This window comes from Pantoea sp. Tr-811, from assembly GCF_011752535.1.
Lineage (GTDB): Bacteria > Pseudomonadota > Gammaproteobacteria > Pseudomonadales > Pseudomonadaceae > Aquipseudomonas.
The window spans coordinates 167,668-181,754 of the sequence record NZ_VWXJ01000001.1 but is presented as its reverse complement, the minus strand read 5'-3'; the positions used below and the strand labels follow the sequence as shown (position 1 = coordinate 181,754).

14 protein-coding genes are annotated in these 14,087 nt (G+C 65.0%); 4 read left to right on the top strand and 10 right to left on the bottom strand.

The features are described 5' to 3' along the window. Positions 1-114: 114 nt before the first annotated feature. Positions 115-819, bottom strand: coding sequence for an NUDIX domain-containing protein (locus tag F3J44_RS00825; protein WP_167270019.1), 705 nt, complete (start codon positions 817-819; stop codon positions 115-117). 138 nt (positions 820-957) lie between these two features. On the opposite strand from F3J44_RS00825, the gene F3J44_RS00820 reads away from it, so the two are divergent. The 3 genes from F3J44_RS00820 to F3J44_RS00810 all read left to right on the top strand — a co-directional run bounded on the left by F3J44_RS00820 (position 958) and on the right by F3J44_RS00810 (position 3,357). Beyond that, the gene (locus tag F3J44_RS00820; protein WP_167062392.1) at positions 958-1,608 is read left to right on the top strand and encodes a nicotinamidase; all 651 of its coding nucleotides are present in this window, start codon (positions 958-960) and stop codon (positions 1,606-1,608) included. Continuing rightward, the gene (gene pncB / locus F3J44_RS00815; protein ID WP_167062395.1) at positions 1,605-2,804 is read left to right on the top strand and encodes a nicotinate phosphoribosyltransferase; all 1,200 of its coding nucleotides are present in this window, start codon (positions 1,605-1,607) and stop codon (positions 2,802-2,804) included. The genes F3J44_RS00820 and pncB overlap by 4 nt, the downstream gene beginning before the upstream one ends. A 61-nt stretch (positions 2,805-2,865) precedes the next feature. After that, on the top strand, positions 2,866-3,357 hold the full coding sequence (locus F3J44_RS00810; RefSeq protein ID WP_167270017.1) for a DUF1543 domain-containing protein: 492 nt from the start codon (positions 2,866-2,868) through the stop codon (positions 3,355-3,357). A gap of 176 nt (positions 3,358-3,533) precedes the next feature. Here F3J44_RS00810 and F3J44_RS00805 read toward each other — a convergent pair whose 3' ends face one another. The 7 genes from F3J44_RS00805 to F3J44_RS00775 all read right to left on the bottom strand — a co-directional run bounded on the left by F3J44_RS00805 (position 3,534) and on the right by F3J44_RS00775 (position 10,530). Beyond that, positions 3,534-3,914: a hypothetical protein gene (locus tag F3J44_RS00805; protein WP_167062402.1), complete on the bottom strand. Its 381-nt coding sequence runs from the start codon at positions 3,912-3,914 to the stop codon at positions 3,534-3,536. 23 nt (positions 3,915-3,937) lie between these two features. Continuing rightward, positions 3,938-4,501 (bottom strand): hypothetical protein, encoded by a 564-nt coding sequence (locus F3J44_RS00800; RefSeq protein ID WP_167270015.1) that lies wholly within the window; start codon positions 4,499-4,501, stop codon positions 3,938-3,940. Positions 4,502-4,703: 202 nt separating this feature from the next. Continuing rightward, positions 4,704-5,438 (bottom strand): NAD(P)H-dependent oxidoreductase, encoded by a 735-nt coding sequence (locus F3J44_RS00795; protein WP_167270013.1) that lies wholly within the window; start codon positions 5,436-5,438, stop codon positions 4,704-4,706. A gap of 9 nt (positions 5,439-5,447) precedes the next feature. After that, positions 5,448-7,082 carry an ABC transporter ATP-binding protein gene (locus F3J44_RS00790; RefSeq protein ID WP_167270011.1) on the bottom strand — a complete coding sequence of 545 codons (1,635 nt, stop codon included), beginning with the start codon at positions 7,080-7,082 and terminating at the stop codon, positions 5,448-5,450. A 2-nt stretch (positions 7,083-7,084) separates the two neighbouring features. After that, entirely contained in the window at positions 7,085-7,912 is an 828-nt protein-coding gene (locus F3J44_RS00785) for an ABC transporter permease (protein WP_167062414.1), read from the bottom strand. A gap of 3 nt (positions 7,913-7,915) precedes the next feature. Further along, complete coding sequence (locus F3J44_RS00780; RefSeq protein WP_205299609.1) at positions 7,916-8,869, bottom strand: ABC transporter permease; 954 nt, start codon at positions 8,867-8,869, stop codon at positions 7,916-7,918. Positions 8,870-8,928: 59 nt separating this feature from the next. Beyond that, a complete protein-coding gene (locus tag F3J44_RS00775; protein WP_167270007.1) occupies positions 8,929-10,530 on the bottom strand; it encodes an ABC transporter substrate-binding protein in 1,602 nt (533 codons plus the stop codon). A 186-nt stretch (positions 10,531-10,716) separates the two neighbouring features. Here F3J44_RS00775 and F3J44_RS00770 point away from each other — a divergent pair, with 186 nt between their 5' ends. After that, the gene (locus F3J44_RS00770; protein WP_167062422.1) at positions 10,717-11,172 is read left to right on the top strand and encodes an Rrf2 family transcriptional regulator; all 456 of its coding nucleotides are present in this window, start codon (positions 10,717-10,719) and stop codon (positions 11,170-11,172) included. 96 nt (positions 11,173-11,268) lie between these two features. On the opposite strand, the gene F3J44_RS00765 is transcribed toward F3J44_RS00770, so the two are convergent. Together F3J44_RS00765 and F3J44_RS00760 are read right to left on the bottom strand one after the other, a co-directional pair. Next, the gene (locus F3J44_RS00765) at positions 11,269-12,450 is read right to left on the bottom strand and encodes a pyridoxal phosphate-dependent aminotransferase (protein WP_167270005.1); all 1,182 of its coding nucleotides are present in this window, start codon (positions 12,448-12,450) and stop codon (positions 11,269-11,271) included. A gap of 29 nt (positions 12,451-12,479) precedes the next feature. Then, on the bottom strand, positions 12,480-14,087 hold the full coding sequence (locus F3J44_RS00760; protein ID WP_167270003.1) for a 5-guanidino-2-oxopentanoate decarboxylase: 1,608 nt from the start codon (positions 14,085-14,087) through the stop codon (positions 12,480-12,482).

Below are 14,087 nucleotides of genomic sequence, written 5' to 3'. Positions count from 1 at the left end.
GGTGCCATGCACCGCGGTGCTGGCTTCGCGGGGCAAGTCGGGTCGCCGCACCGCCGCTCCTACAAGGAATCGCGCCTGCTTTTAGCTCCCATGAAGGCCCTGCCAAGCCAGCGCTCAACTACCCTCCGGCAACAAACTGCGGTCAAACATGAACACCCGCCCCCCCTGCGGCGTGTACTGATACAACTGCTGTGGCCGGCCCAGCCTGGGCTGGTTCTTCTCCCCAGTGTCCCGCACCCACCCCAACTCACGCAGGCGCTCCAGGCGCTTGCGCAGTGAGGTGCCGTTGACCGCCTGCCCCAAGCACGCCTGCACCGCGCCCAGCGCATCGAGCACCGTGAATTTCGGCGCCAGCAGGCACAGCGGCAAGCTGCTGTACACCGTCTTGGCCGCCAGCCGCTCGCGGGCGCGCTCCACCAGCAGGTTATGGTCGAACGGCAGCAGCACCTTGCGCTCAACCACGCTGTCCAACGCGAAAAACGCCAACTGCTCGCCTTCAACCTGCTGCTGCGGATCGAACAAGGCCAAATAGCAGGTGCTCAACGACCAGCCGCGGGGGTCGCGAAACGCATTGCCTTCAGTGCCCACCTGCTCCAGGTGGCGCGGCAGCACCTGGGCCTTCTCGCGCAACGCGCGCTCAGCGGCGGCTTCCAGGCTGGTGTCCGGGGTGCGGCCATTGACGATTACGCCAGGCAAGGCCCACTGGCCGGCATGGGGCTCGCGCTCACGTCGGTGCAACAACACTTGCAGATGCTGGGCATCGGGGGCCAGGCGCAGGGCAACGATATCGACACTGGCCAAGACTTCGGCTGTACTCACCAGGAGGCTCCTTCTTCACTGCCGTCATAATCCACCAGCGCATCTAAGTAAGGCAAGAGAAAAGCTTTTAATGGCTTTCACTTGACACACTTAATACACCAGATGAATTATATAGCCATTCCAGCGAGGAGACCTGCCATGAAAATCGCCAGCTTCGATGTCGACGCGCAGAACGGCTTCACCCGCAACGCCCCCCAGGAGCTGCCGGTGCCCGAGGGCGACGAGATCGCCCCAGACCTCAACGCCATGGCCCAGCGCGCCGACCTGCGCCTGGGCAGCAAGGACGCCCACCCGGCCAATGCCGCCTGGGTGGTTGCCGAGCACGCGCAGATGCTGCAGCCACTGGCCTTGGCCAACGCCGACCTGACCTGGGTCAGCCACTGCGTTCCGGGCACGCCGGGTTTCCAATTGCTGCCCGGCCTGCCCGCGCCAATCGACTACGACTACTTCGTGTGGAAAGGCGTCGAGCCCGACCTTCACCCCTACGGCGCCTGCTACCACGACCTGGCCGAGCGCCGCTCCACCGGCGTCATCGAATTTCTCAAGGTGCAGCAGGTTGGCGCCGTGATCGTCGGCGGCCTGGCCCTGGACTACTGCGTGAAAACCACGGCCCTGCAATTGCGCCGCGCCGGCTTCCCGGTGCTTTTGTACCTGCCCGCCTGCCGCGCCCTCACCCAGGCAGGCGCCATCGCAGCCTGCGGCCTGCTGGCCGCCGAGGGCGTGGTCCTCTGCGGCGACGAGGCCGCGCTCGACCACCAGTTGGCCCTGATAAAGGAAGGCCGCCCATGAGCGACAGCGTATTCGGCCCACGGATCATCCAGAACCTGCTGGACACCGACTTCTACAAGATCACCATGATGCAGGCGGTGCTGCACAACTACCCCAACGCCGAGGTGGAATGGGAGTTTCGCTGCCGCAACGGTGAAGACCTGTCGCCCTACCTTGCAGAAATCCGCTACCAGGTCGAGCAACTGGCCGAGGTGAGCGTGACCCACGACCAGCTGGCGTACCTGGAGAAAATCCCCTTCATCAAGCCGGACTTCATCCGTTTTCTCAGCCTGTTCCGCTTCAACCTGCGCTACGTGCAAATCGGCCTGGACGCCACCGGGCAACTGGCGATCCGCGTACGCGGCCCATGGCTGCATGTGATCCTCTACGAGATTCCGCTGCTGGCCATCATCAGTGAGGTTCGCAACCGCTACCGGTACCGTGACGTGGTCATCGAGCAAGTAGGCGAGCGCCTGTACCAGAAACTGGACTGGCTCAAGGCCCAAGCCAGCGCCGAGGAACTGGCCGGCTTGCAGCTCGCCGATTTCGGCACGCGCCGGCGCTTTTCCTACCGGGTGCAGGAAGAAGTGGTGCATATCCTCAAGCGTGACTTTCCGGGGCGTTTCGTGGGTACCAGCAACGTGCACCTGGCCCGTGAATACGACCTCAAGCCCATTGGCACCATGGCCCACGAGTGGTTCATGGCCCACCAGCAACTCGGCCCGCGCCTGGTCGACAGCCAGGCGGCGGCGCTTGAATGCTGGGTGCGCGAGTACCGTGGGTTGCTGGGCATTGCGCTGACCGACTGCATCACCATGGATGCGTTCCTGGGCGATTTCGACCTGTACTTCGCCAAGCTGTTCGATGGCCTGCGCCACGATTCCGGGGACCCACTGGCCTGGGCGGAAAAGGCCATCGCCCACTACGAGCGGCTGGGCATCGACCCCAAGGGCAAGACACTGATCTTTTCCGACGGGTTGGACTTCGAAAAGGCACTGATGCTGTACCGAGCGCTGCACGCGCGAATCAATGTGAGCTTTGGCATCGGTACGCGCCTGACGTGCGACATTCCCGGGGTGGAACCGATGAACATCGTGATCAAGATGACCGAGTGCAATGGCGCGCCGGTGGCGAAGATTTCCGACAGCCCGGGGAAAACGCAGTGCCGGGATGAGAACTTCGTGGCCTACCTGAAGCATGTGTTCAGGTTGGTTTGAGGGGCCGATACCTGCCCTATGGCGTTACACTGCACCACCGATTACCCGCACAAGGACTCCCATGCTCTACATCGTCATGCTCGGCGGCCGCCACCCAAGCGCAAAAATCGAAGTGCACGATGTGCTGTTCGCCCACGCAGACTCCCTGGAGCAAGCCTACCCGCAGCTACGCAGCGCCTGGTTCGGCAGTGCCAAAGGGTTGCACATCGATGCGTGGATGGAAGTTGCCGGGGTTGATGGCTATCGCGTGGAGTTGCGCCAAGGGCCTGCCCCCGCTGGCGCGCCACGCCTGTTCTTCATCAACCTGGGTGGCTACGAGCCGCAGGTGTTCGGCGAAGCGCACCACTACCTGCTGGTGGTCGCCCGGGACAAAGCCGAGGCGAAGAAGATGGGCAAGCAACGTATGCAGACGGGCTGGCTTAAGCCCCACACCGATGCCTTGCTGGAGGTCGACGATTGCCTGGCCATCGACCAGGTCGCCGGGCGCCATGTGCACCTGATCGAGGGTGACCACCCGCCCCTTGTGGCGCACTGCGATTACCTGCTGATCTGAACGGCTTGAAGCCGACTGTTTTCACCCGTTGGCGGTGTGCCTGGTAGGAGCGAGCGCAGCTCGCGATGGGCCGCAAGGCAACCCGCGCATCCTGTGCCGCGAAGCGCAAGGCCTGGGGCCGCTGCGCGCCCCATCGCGAGCTACGCTCGCTCCTACCGGGTCGGCGTAAAGCCTGCTCACGCCCCCTTCGGAGCCATTTCGATGGGGGCGCAGCGCCCATTGGCGCGAACTTTCTCAACCAACCGCGCCCGGTTGATGAACACATTGATTTCGCAACTGCCCGAATGCCGAACATCCTCCCAATACTCTGCATGGACGAGCTGGCCACCTTGCGGCCCTGTGTACGTGCCAGCGGCTTCGCGTGAAATGTAATCGCTTTCGCGTATGTACCTGAGCACGACCAGGTCCTGGTCCGGCGCCACCATGATCTGCCTGGGAACACCGAAGTAGTCGATCAACTCGCCCACTGGGCGACCTTTCCAGGCACTGGTGGCCTCAAGCGAGGAGCAGCCGCTGAGCGTGGCGGCTGCCAACGCCAGCATGAGCAATCGGTTCATCACCCCTTCCCTTTCGACATGAGTTATTTCGCAGGCATCTGCGCAAAGGCTTCATCGATCTGCTGCATGATGGTTGCCTTTAGCGCCTCACGATTCAGGGCCCGGAACAGCTCCGGCCCTGCCTTGGCCATTTGTGAGGCGGGCATTGCACCCAGGTGCTGCATTTTCTTGGCCTGGCGCTCGGTTGGGCGGCACACGAAGTCTCGGCTTTGCACAAGCCAAGCCTCGGGTTTGGTCTGCCACTGGCTGGAAAACTTTGCCGGGCGCAGTTCGTTGAACACGCTTCGATAATCCTGCGCACCCATGATCCGCACGCGGTTCTTCGCGCAATCGATTTCAACGTCGTAAGCCGTGAAGGTGGGTGTGCCGGGCGCTTCGTTGAACTGATAGACGCCCAGCGATTTCGCCCCACCCGGGCGCGCATAGATATTGTTGGCATCACCATCAGCGATGAATGCCTGGTTCGTACCCAGGCTGCCCTGGTGGTGAATGACCCAGAAGTCGCCAGTCGGCACATCACTTGCCTGAACCGTAAAGGTGCAGCAGAGCAGTGCCGCCGGCATGAAACGCCTTGCGCGAAAAACCATGGTCGGCCAGTCCTTTGCCAGGGTCCTGATAGCTTCGGTGCAGTGCACCCAGTAGGAAAACCATGGAATTTAGTGGCCTGGGTGCGCAGGGTCAATCGGCATGGGCCAGGGTCCGCACACGTTCAGTTCGGTCGTTTGCCTGAAAGGCCTAAACTGCAAGGGCTACAGCAAACAAGGCATTGTGCCACCTCGTACATCTGCACTAGTAGCCTGGCTCCGTACAACGGCTCTGAACGTTCGTTAACGGATACAACGCCTCATCAAACTGCTCCAACCGCGGAAACTGCATCGGCGCATCATCCGGCAACTGCTCCAGGCGCTGCTGATAACTGCGCAGAAAACCCTGGCGCGCCTCATCGCTGATATACGGCACATGCCAGGCCACGAACGGCTCCAGCACCTCGAACCCCACATAGGCCAAGGTCCCACGCAAAATCGGCCGCAGCATATCCTCCAGCGGCCCATGGATCGCCCCTTCGCCAAACATGTGCTCGCGCCCGCCAATGGTTACCGTCACCAGCGCCCGCTTGCCAGCCAGGCCGCCCTGGTCGTAGAAACGCTTGCCGCCGTAGCACACCCCGGACACCAGCACCCGGTCGATCCAGCCCTTGAGCATCGCCGGGGCCGAGAACCAGAAAATGGGGAAGTTCAGCACCAGCAGGTCCGCCCACAGCAGCTTGTCCAACTCCTGCTGGATATCCGCTGCAATGGAGCCCCCCTTCACCCCCAAGCGCTGCTCCAGTGCATACACCAGGTATTCCGGGTTTTCCCGGTGGCTGAAGTCATCGGCGCTGGCCACCGGGTTCCAGCCCATGGCATACAGGTCGCTCACCTGCACCTGGTGGCCCTGGGCACGGAAGGTGGCTGCCGCCTGGTCGCGCAGGGCGGCGGTGAAGGAACGTGGCTCGGGGTGGGCGTGAACGATCAGGACATTCATGGTTGATCCTCAAACAGTGGGCAAAGGGGACGTGGCCTTGCGCGTGGCCAACAGGCGGTCGAGCCAGTCCGGGTCCATTTCCGGCTCGCAGGAAAACAACAACCCGGTGTAGTCGCGGTGCGGCGGCTGGAAAATCGCCTCGCGGCTGCCGTGGTCAACCACTCGCCCGCGCTGCATCACCAGCACCTGGTCGGCGATTGCGCGCACGGTGGCCACGTCGTGGGTGATGAACAGGTAGGCCACGCCCAGCTCGCGCTGAATCCGGTCGAGCAGCTTCAGCACGCCCTCGGCCACCAGCTGGTCCAGGGCCGAGGTCACCTCGTCGCAAATGATCAGTTGCGGCTCGGCAGCCAACGCACGAGCGATGCAGATTCGCTGCTTCTGCCCACCCGACAGCTCGCGGGGCAAGCGGTCCATGTAGGTGGCCGGGTCCAGGTCGATCATCCGCAACAGCTCGGCGACCCGCTCGCGCAAGGCCTTGCCTTTGAGGCCCAGGTAAAAAGCCAGCGGCCGGCCGATGATGTCGACGATGCGTTGCCTGGGATTGAGCGCCGTGTCGGGGATCTGGTAGATCATCTGGATGCGCCGCAGCTGTTCCTTACTGCGCCGGCGGTAATCGCCAGGCAGGGCTTCACCGTCGTACAGCAACGCGCCGCTGGTGGCCGGCAGCAGGCCACTGATCAGGCGCGCCGTGGTGCTCTTGCCGCTGCCCGACTCACCGATTACCGCCAGTGTCTGGCCGCGATACAGCTTCAGCGAAACGTCATGCAGTACCGGCTGCTGACCGTAACTGGCGTTGGCGTTGCGCACCTCCAGCAACGGCTTTTGCGCCACCGGGCAGGCCTTGGCCGAGGTGTGGAAATTGCGCACGGCCCACAGCGACTGGGTGTAGGCCTGCTGCGGCGCGCTGAGCATGCGGCGGGTCTGCGCCTCTTCCACCAGGCTGCCGTGGCGCAGCACCATGATGCGGTCGGCCATCTGCGCCACCACCGCCAGGTCATGGCTGATGTACAGCGCGGCGCTGCCGAAGATTTTCACCGCATCGCGGATCGCCGCCAGCACCTCGATCTGGGTGGTGACATCCAGCGCCGTGGTCGGCTCGTCGAAAATGATCAGGTCCGGGTGGCTGGCCATGGCCATGGCGGTCATCACCCGCTGCAACTGCCCGCCGGAAAGCTGGTGCGGGTAACGCTGGCCGATATGCTCAGGGTCGGGCAGGCGCAGCAGGCGGTACAGCGCCACCGCCTCGGCCTCGGCCGTGGCACGGTCCTGGCCGCCGTTGATCACCGCGGTTTCCACATGCTGGTCGATCAGCCGGTGCGCTGGGTTGAACGAGGCGGCGGCACTCTGCGCCACATAGGCGATGCGCAGCCCGCGCAGTTTGCGCAGGGCCTCGGCGCTGCAATCAAGCAACTGCAAGCCATCGAAGCACACGCTGCCGCCGGTGATCCGGCAGCCGTCGCGCACGTAGCCCATGGCAGCCAGGCCCAGGGTCGACTTGCCAGCGCCGGACTCACCGATCAAGCCCAGCACCTCGCCGCGCCGAAGGGTCAGGTCGATGCCCTTGATCAGCGGGTGCCAGGCACCGTCATGATGGCCTTCGATGTGCAGGCCGCGGATTTCCAGCAGGGTATCGGCGTTCATGTTCAGCACTCCTTCAGGCCACTGGACAGGTGCAGCACCCAATCGACGACGAAGTTCACGCTCACCGTGATCAACGCCACGGCCAGGGCCGGCAGCAGCGGGCTGATGTCACCGAAGGTGATCAGCACCGCGTTATCGCGCACCATGCTGCCCCAGTCGGCGGTTGGCGGCTGGATGCCCAGGCCAAGGAACGACAGGGCGCTGATGAACAGGAAGACGAAACAAAAGCGCAGGCCGAACTCGGCAATCAGCGGCGCTGCGGCATTGGGCAACACCTCGCGGGTGACCAGCCACCACAGCCCCTCCCCGCGCAACCGCGCGGCCTCCACGTAGTCCTGCACCACCACGGTCATCGCCACGGCGCGTGACAGGCGGAATACCCGGGTGGCATCGAGCAGCGCGATCACCAGCACCAGCGAGGTGGCCGTGGTGCCGACCACGCTGAGGATCAGCAAGGCGAAGATCAGCTGCGGAATGGCCATCAGGATGTCCACCAGCCGTGACAGGCCCTGGTCGACCCAGCCGCCCTTGAGCGCGGCAACCAGGCCGCACAGGCCGCCCAGCAGGAACGCAAGGCTGGTGGTCAGGAAGGCGATGCCCAGGGTGTTGCGGGCGCCGTACAACAGGCGGCTGAAGGTGTCGCGCCCGAGGTTGTCGGTGCCCAGCAGGAACTGCGGGCTCCAGGGTGCGAAGCCCTCGCCCACCACCTGGGTTTCGCCATACGGCGCCAGCAGCGGTGCGAACAGCGCCACGCCGATGTAGGCAACGATCACCAGCAGGCCGAACTTCGCGCTCAGGGGCGCGCGCAGCAGCGGTGCGATCAGCTTCATGGTCTACCCCTTTGGATGCATCAGGCGTGGGTTGCTGGCGATCGACAGCACGTCGGCGCCGGTATTGAGCAGGATGTAGGTGCCGGCGAAAATCAGGCTGCAGGCCTGCACCACCGGAATGTCGCGCTTGGCCACCGAGTCCACCAGCAGCTGGCCCAGCCCCGGGTAGACGAACACCACTTCCACCACCACCACGCCCACCACCAGGTAGGCCAGGTTCAGCGCCACCACGTTGACGATTGGCGCCAGGGCATTGGGCAAGGCGTGCTTGAAGATGATCCGCGCAGGTGACACGCCCTTGAGCCTGGCCATTTCGATGTAGGGGCTGGCCAACAGGTTAATCAGCGCGGCACGGGTCATGCGCATCATCTGCGCGATCACCACCAGGCTCAGGGTGGCTACCGGCAGCACCGAAACCTCCAGCACGTCAGCCAGCGAGGCGTCGGTGGGCAGGCTGGAAATACCCGGCAGCCAGGCCAGCTTCACGGCGAACACCAGAATCAGCAGGTAGGCCACGAAGAACTCGGGGAACGACACCGCGCTCAGCGCGCCGGTGTTGAGCAGGCGGTCGAACCAGCTGTTGCGGTACAACGCCGCGAGCATGCCCAGCAGCAACGCCAGCGGCACCGAGAACAGCGCCGCCAGCAGGGCCAGGCTGAAGGTATTGCCCAACCGCGCGCCCACCAGTTCGGCAATCGGCCGCTGGTTGGCCAGCGACACCCCGAGGTCACCGTGGAGCAGGCGCCAGGCCCACTGCACGAAGCGTTGCAGCGGCGACAGGTCCAGCCCCAGTTGGCTGCGCAGGGCCGCCACGGTTTCCGGGGTGGCCGACTGGCCGAGCATGGCCTGGGCGATGTCCCCTGGCAGCATACCCACTGCCAGGAAAATCACCACCGAGACCGCAAACAGCGACAACAGGCCCAAGGCCAGGCGCTGCACAAGCAGTTTGCCAAGCATGTTCACCGTAGATGTCCTCGAATGAAAAGGGAGCGTTCAACCCTGCAAGCGCTGGCGGCTCAGGCTTGCCACCAGCGCTCGATCACCCGCAGGCCGTCCAGCTCGCCGTAGGGGGCGGTCTGCGGGCCGTGGGCCACCCGGCTGGAGCGGGCGGCAACGGAGCTGGCGAACAGCGGCACGATCGCCCCGCCGTCGTCGCGACACAGGGCCTGCATCTCGTTGTACATCTCGCGGCGCAGCGGCTCGTTCATCTCGCCGCGGGCGGCATTGAGCAACTGGTTGAAACGCGGGTTGTCCCAGTGGGTTTCATTCCATGCCGCGCCCTTGGCGTACCCGATGCTGAACATGCGGTCGGCGGTGAGGCTTGAGTACCAGAACGAGGTGGTGAACGGCTGTTTCATCCACACGTTGGTGAAAAAGCCATCGGCGGGCTCGCGCACCACGTCGATGTCGATGCCGGCCTGGCGGGCCTGCTCCTTGAACAACACGGCAGCGTCCACGGCGCCGCTGTAGGCTGCGTCGGAGGCCTGCAGGCGTACCTTGAGGCTGTCCATGCCGGCCTGGCGCAAGTAGAAACGGGCCTTGTCCGGGTCGTAGACACGCTGCTCCAGGGCCGGGTTGATAAAGCGGTTGCCCGGTTGCAGCGGGTGGTCGTTGCCGACCTGGCCATAGCCGTACAGCACCGAGGCCAGCAGGGCCTGGCGGTCGACCGCGTGCTTGAGCGCCAGGCGCACGTTGTTGTCGGCGAACTGTGGGCTGTTGCAGGCCATCGGGAAGGTGTAGTGCTGGGCGCCCTTGGTTTCCTCGATCACCAGTTTCGGGTTGCGCTTGAGCAGGGCCACGGTCTTGAGGTCGACCTTGTTGATCACATCGACCTTGCCGGTGACCAGGGCGTTGACCCGCGCCGCGCCATCGGCAATGGCGATCAGCTCGGCGCTGGCAAAGTGCGCCCTGCCCGGTTTCCAGTAATCCGGGCTGCGCTCAAGGTCCATGCGCACGCCCGGCTCGAAACCCTTGATGCGGTAACCACCTGTGCCCACCCCGGCCTGCCAGTCGGCCAGGCCATCCTTGGCGGGCATGATCACCAGGTGATAGTCGGCCACCACGTAGGCGAAGTCAGCATTGCCCGAGTGCAGTTCGAACACCACGGTGTCCGGCGCGCTGGCGTACACCTTGGCAACATCACCCAGCACGGTCTTGGCCGCGGAGGTGGACTTCTCGCCCAGGTGATGCTGGATCGAGGCAACCACGTCCTCTGCAACCAGCGGCTTGCCATTGTGGAACGTTACGCCCGGGCGCAGCTTGAACGTCCAGGTTTTCGCCTCCGGGCTGGATTCCCAGTGCTCGGCTAGTTCAGGAATGGCGGTGCCGTCCACGGCAATTTCGGTGAGGGTGTTGTACACCGCCGAAAAGCCGATGAAGGTGAAGGTGTCGACCCAAGAGCCTGGGTCTTTCGAGTCACTGGTGCTCCCCCCTGCCAGGCCCAGGCGCAGGGTGCCGCCGGGCTTGGGCGTGGCCTCGTCGGCGTGGCTGCGCAGCGGCAGGCCGAAGGCGAAGGCCCCGGCGATGGCCGCCGCGCCAGCGCTGAACCTGAGGAAATCCCGGCGCGGCAGGCTGCCTGCGGGAATGGCGTGCGGATTGTTCTTGTTGTTATCGCTCATGGCAGTTGCCCCTGTTGAACCGCAAGGAATTGTTGTTCGGTCAAAGCGGATTGCGTAGAAGCTGTGTATTATTTGTAATTGTTACCGTAACAAATACATTAGCGCGTGGACAAGCTGATTTCCAGCGCCCGCTAACGTGCTTTGGCAACCGTGTACTATCTACGCTTTCGCAGGGAGCATTGCCCCATGAGCCAGTCGACCCGGCTGATCACCGCTTCGTACATCCTTTCCTTCGTGGCTGCCAATGCGCCGCAGAAACTGCGCACCGAAACCATCGCCAAATGGGTCAAGGTGCACCCTACCCGGGTGCGCTCGATGGTGTCGCAGATGGTCAAGGCCAATATCCTGATGTCGTACCGTGGCGCCCAGGGCGGCGTGACCCTGGCCCGCCCGCCGCAGCAGATTACCTTGCGCGAGGTGTATGACGCGGTGCAGGAAAGTTCGCTGATCGCCGAGAAGATCGACAACCCGTTCGCGGGGCTGGAAGACCATTGCAAGGTGTACGAGGTATTCACCCGGCTGTTCGCGATGCTGGAGCAGAACATGCGCCTGGACCTGGGGACGATCACGGCGGACCAGTTATTCGTGGCGTTCGATACGCCCAAGGAACAATGCCCGCAAACGCGCCGCAATCCTTTGTAGGAGCGGGCTTGCCCCGCGAACACCGGCGAAGCCGGTGCCACGCACCGCGGTTTTTGCTTCGCGGGTCAAGCCCGCTCCTACAGAACGCGCCACGCCTCACGCGGCCCCCATCAGCTCCCTGGCGCACAGCCCAATCCGCCGACACGCCTCACCCAGCGCCTCAGCCCCCAACACCAACCCCAGGCGGATATGCCCAGCAGCGCTCGGCCCAAAGGCCTCCCCCGCCAACACCGACACCCCATGCAGGTCCAACAACCGGTCGGCAAACGCCTGCGCGCTAAGCCCGGTTTCGCGAATATCGACCATCACGAACATCCCACCATCAGGCCGCAACGGCCGCAGCCCTGGGCAGTTCGCAAGGCTGGCGCACACCAGGTCGCGGCGTTCACGGTAGGCCTCGCGCATGCCATCGAGCTCGGCCAACGGCTGCTCCAACGCCACCACCGCAGCGTCCTGAATAAAATCAGGGCAACCGTAAAGCATGCACAACGCCAGGTTTTCCAGGTGCCCGGCCAGTGCCGGTGGCCCCACCACCCAGCCAACCCGCCAGCCGGTCATGGCGTGGGACTTGGACAGGCTGTTGAGCGTTGCCGTGCGCTCGGCCATGCCGGGCAGGCTGGCCGGGCTGATGTGCTCGCCGTCGAACAGCAGCTCGCTGTACACCTCGTCGCTGATCAGCCACAGGTCATGGGCAACGCACAGCTCGGCCAAGGCCTCCCAGGTACTGCGCGGCAGGCTGGCGCCGGAGGGGTTGTGCGGGCTGTTCAGCGCCAGCGCGCGGGTGCGCGGGGTGATGCGTGCGGCCACCTCCTGGGCCTGCACACGAAAACCGTGCTCCGGGCGCACCGGCACCGGAATCACTGTAGCGCCACAGGCGCCGAACACGGCCTCGTAAGTAACGTACATCGGCTCGGCGACGATCACTTCATCGCCCGCCTGCAGCACGCACTGGGCCACGCTGAACAGCGCGCACTGGGCCCCAGCCAGGACGGTCACCTGGTCAGCCGTCACGGCTTGGCCGCTGCGCCGCTGGTGCCTACGGGCGATGGCTTCACGCAGGCTGCGCTTGCCGCGCACGTCGGCGTAATGGGTATTGCCGGCCTGCAGGCTGGCCACGGCGGCCTGAACGATCGGCGCCGGGGTGTCGAAGTCCGGGTCGCCAACCGATAACAGCAGCACGTCCTGGCCCTGCTCCAGCATGGCCAGGGCACGGTAGTGAATGTCCCAGGCGGCGGCGCCATCACCGGCGATGCGTTGTGTGAGTGAGGAAAATCGCATGGTTCGCTTCCTGTGGTTCTGGGCCAGGCTCAGCGCGCGCAGGCGTGCTTGAGCTCGATCAGGGTTACGCCGTTGCGGGCAAAGCCGCTGCGCAGGTCGCGTTGCAGCTCATCCAGGCTTTGCGGCTGTGCGACCGTGCAGCCAAAGGCGCGGGCCAGGCCTGCGAAGTCGGGGTTGCGCGGCAGCACGCCGATGGGCTCGATGGCCAGGGCCTGCATGTCGTCGCGGATCTGCCCCAGCGCGTCGTTGTTCCACAGCAACACCACCAGTGGGCGGTCAAGCTCTTCCACGGCGGTGGCCAGTTCCTGGGCGGTGTAGAGAAAACCGCCATCGCCCACCAACACCAGGCCGGGGCGCCCTGCGCTGCCGAACATCGCCCCGATGCCGGCCGGCAGGCCAAACCCAAGGGTGCCGTAGCCGGTCGGGTGCAACCAGCTGCGCGGGGCGCGGCTGTTGAACACATAGTTGCCGGTGTAGGCCAACTGGGTCATGTCGGTGCTGATGAACGCGTTGTCCGGCAGCGCTGCGGCCACTCGCTGCAGAATGGCCTGGTGCAGCGCCTGCAACGGGCCATGGCCGGCCTGCACGGCCTCGCGCAGGCGCGCCACCGCCGCCGTGGCCTGGGCCGCATCACGCCGCTCGCCCGGCAAACGTTCGAGCAGCGCCGCCAGGGTTTGCCGGGCATCGCCGTGCAACGCCTGCGCGCAGGGGTAGAAATCGTTGAACTTGCGTGGGTCGATATCCACCCGCAACAGCTCGCCGTTGAGCGGCAGGCGTTCGCGCCAGAAATCGGTGTCGGCCATCTCGGTGCCCACCGCCAGCACCACATCGGCCTCGGCGATCAGTGCCCAGCCAGGCTCCACGCACAGGGTGGAACCTGCGTTCAAGGGCGAATCGAGCGCCGCCAGGCCTTTGCCAGCCACGCTGGTGAACAGCGGCGCCGCCAGGCACTCGCTCAATGCCTGCAGCTCGGCCGCCGCCTGCAGTGCGCCACCGCCGGCAATGATCATCGGGCGCTTGGCAGCGGCCAGTTGCCGGGCCGCCTGCTCCAGGCTTTCGGGGTTGGCCGGGCCGCGCGCGGGGCGGCGCACTACCTGCGCGCTCCAGTCATGCGCCACCGGCGCGGCCAGCACATCCAGCGGCACGGAGATATGCACCGGCCGCGGGCGCTCGCTGTCGAACACCGCATAGGCGCGGGCGATCAGCTCGGGCAGGTCCTCGGGCTTCAGGGCCACGGCCGAGAAGGCCGTGATGGGCGCGGTCATGGCGCGTTGGTCCTGGGTTTCGTGCAGGCAGCCCCAGCCCTTGCCCAGGCTCGCGGTGTGGTTGACGCTGGAAATCACCAGCAGCGGAATCGAATCGGCGTAGGCCTGGCCGATGGCCGTGGCGGCGTTGGTCACGCCGGGGCCGGTGATGACGAAGCACACCCCGGGCTTGCCACTGACCCGGGCATAACCGTCGGCCATGAAGCCTGCGCCCTGCTCGTGGCGGGTGAGCACGTGGCGGATGCCGCTGCCGGGCAGGCCACGGTACAGCTCCAGGGTATGCACGCCGGGGATGCCGAAGACCGTGTCGACGCCATAGTTGGCCAGCAGGCGCACCAGCGCCTGGCCGGCGGTGAGGGTTGGGTGGGTCAT

Coding starts and splice junctions, on each gene's coding strand:
- F3J44_RS00820 (WP_167062392.1), top strand. CDS start 958: ATGAAAATCGCCAGCTTCGATGTCGACGCGCAGAACGGCTTCACCCGC.
- pncB (WP_167062395.1), top strand. CDS start 1,605: ATGAGCGACAGCGTATTCGGCCCACGGATCATCCAGAACCTGCTGGAC.
- F3J44_RS00810 (WP_167270017.1), top strand. CDS start 2,866: ATGCTCTACATCGTCATGCTCGGCGGCCGCCACCCAAGCGCAAAAATC.
- F3J44_RS00805 (WP_167062402.1), bottom strand. CDS start 3,914: ATGAACCGATTGCTCATGCTGGCGTTGGCAGCCGCCACGCTCAGCGGC.
- F3J44_RS00800 (WP_167270015.1), bottom strand. CDS start 4,501: ATGGTTTTTCGCGCAAGGCGTTTCATGCCGGCGGCACTGCTCTGCTGC.
- F3J44_RS00795 (WP_167270013.1), bottom strand. CDS start 5,438: ATGAATGTCCTGATCGTTCACGCCCACCCCGAGCCACGTTCCTTCACC.
- F3J44_RS00790 (WP_167270011.1), bottom strand. CDS start 7,082: ATGAACGCCGATACCCTGCTGGAAATCCGCGGCCTGCACATCGAAGGC.
- F3J44_RS00785 (WP_167062414.1), bottom strand. CDS start 7,912: ATGAAGCTGATCGCACCGCTGCTGCGCGCGCCCCTGAGCGCGAAGTTC.
- F3J44_RS00780 (WP_205299609.1), bottom strand. CDS start 8,869: ATGCTTGGCAAACTGCTTGTGCAGCGCCTGGCCTTGGGCCTGTTGTCG.
- F3J44_RS00775 (WP_167270007.1), bottom strand. CDS start 10,530: ATGAGCGATAACAACAAGAACAATCCGCACGCCATTCCCGCAGGCAGC.
- F3J44_RS00770 (WP_167062422.1), top strand. CDS start 10,717: ATGAGCCAGTCGACCCGGCTGATCACCGCTTCGTACATCCTTTCCTTC.
- F3J44_RS00765 (WP_167270005.1), bottom strand. CDS start 12,450: ATGCGATTTTCCTCACTCACACAACGCATCGCCGGTGATGGCGCCGCC.
- F3J44_RS00760 (WP_167270003.1), bottom strand. CDS start 14,087: ATGACCCACCCAACCCTCACCGCCGGCCAGGCGCTGGTGCGCCTGCTG.